General features: G+C 32.4%; 1 protein-coding gene and 1 pseudogene. Both read right to left on the bottom strand.

The window, feature by feature from the left end:
• Positions 1-1,141, bottom strand: a pseudogene (locus Q0842_RS16000) (hypothetical protein); the annotation flags it as partial.
• Positions 1,142-1,149: 8 nt separating this feature from the next.
• A partial coding sequence (locus Q0842_RS15995; RefSeq protein WP_298500492.1) for a T9SS type A sorting domain-containing protein occupies positions 1,150-1,755 on the bottom strand: 606 nt, incomplete at its 5' end.

The raw sequence follows: 1,755 nt of genomic DNA, 5'->3' as shown, positions 1-1,755 counted from the left end.
CTTCTATATCGGGAGTACCATCATTATCACTATCTAAATCTAGATAATCTGGAATACCATCGCCATCGGTGTCTTCTGGAATTATTCCTGTACCATAATTATCCCATAATCCTGCATAAGGGCCAGTAGTATTTACTGTTCCACTTGGAACTATATAACCTATTGTTGGTTGTGCTTCAATATTATTTGGAATACCATCAGCATCAGCATCAATATTAATAGGAGGTACACAAATAAAACTATATGCAAACGTATCTAGCCCGTGAGGCTCATGAGTTCCAATAGCTAATTGCCCAGAATTAACTATGTGTCTAATAGATACTTGACTAATACCTGAATTTGCAGTTATACCAAAGGTATCTTCAATATTTTGACCAGAAAATAATGTCCCTTTTAAAACATCATTAGCATCATATAAATTTAAATTTCCTGTAGCATCGTTACCTAAAAAGCCATCTTGTAAATAGGCAACTAAAACTCCATCAACATAAATCTCATAACTATTAACTGTACCATTACCTGTAGTGTCAAAAATATCGATCATATCAAAACTAAAAGATCGAACTGGTACTGTGAAATTAATATTGACGGTATAATAATCACCTGCTTGAGCTCCAGTTTCTGGATAAACATAAACGCCTGTTCCTGTATCACCAGAAATAAAACCGCCAGCTGTTGTTGTTCGTAATAAAGCTATTCTAGGAGAAGAAGTTCTTCTATAATAATTAGACTCAAAATCTATGGTCCCATTTGCAAATGTACCCACACTTGTGTTAGCACTACCTGCAGTCCATGAACTAGCAGGAAAACTATAATCAGCTAATCCATCTAAAACAGTTAAACTTTCTCCTTTTAAATAAACCTCTTGTTGAAATCCAGATTCTTGATACCCTAAGCCGTTAAAATTATTACCAATTGCGAATATTTTAAAATCATTTTCACTCCAAGTAATTGCATCACTTTGAGGAGCAGCTGCACCAGGTAAAGGAGTACACGCTATTGTATCAATAATACCATCATTATTATTATCTACATCATATGCATCATCAACACCATCATTATCGGCGTCTTGAGCTACTAAAACTTGAGAAGTAGCCAAGCATGCAAATAATATAATTAAGAATTGTAATTTTATATTCATTTATATTTTTAATTAATGATAACCTTTTTAGTTAGTACTTCATTAGCTACAGTTCTCATACAAACTATATATGTGCCTGTTGATATATTGTTGAATTGAATGCCGTTTTCTAATTGTTCTGTAAATACGTTTTGCATTTCTAATACAGATTGCCCTCTCATATTTATCAAAGACAACTTACTTACATCACTATTTAACTTTTTAACATATAGTGTGTTTGTTGCGTTTTTAAAATATACAAAATTCTCCGTTGTATTTGATTCTTTAGTACTTAAACTTTGTTGTTCACTCTGAAATACAATTTCAAAGCGTTCGTTAAAAATTCCTTGTGCTGATGAAAATTGGTAAGCTGCATCTTGAGTTAAATCAAAATATTCACCTGTTAAATTATCTCTCAAATAAATTTCTTGACTCTCCTCAATATTATCAAACTCTGTGATTCTTATCTCAAAACTATTATCACCAGATGAACTAAAATTTAATGGTACAGCCTTATCGTTAGTTATCTCTCCATAGGCCTGTATGTTCATATTCTTGCCTTCTAAACTTAAATTTAAATCGTTGTTACTAGCTTCTAGATTTTCTGCATCATAGCCATAATCGTAGCCATCGGT

Origin of the sequence: uncultured Algibacter sp., from assembly GCF_947495675.1 — a bacterium.
GTDB lineage: Bacteria > Bacteroidota > Bacteroidia > Flavobacteriales > Flavobacteriaceae > Algibacter_B.
Note: the sequence above shows the minus strand (reverse complement) of the source record. Positions and strands in the feature narration are given on the sequence as shown.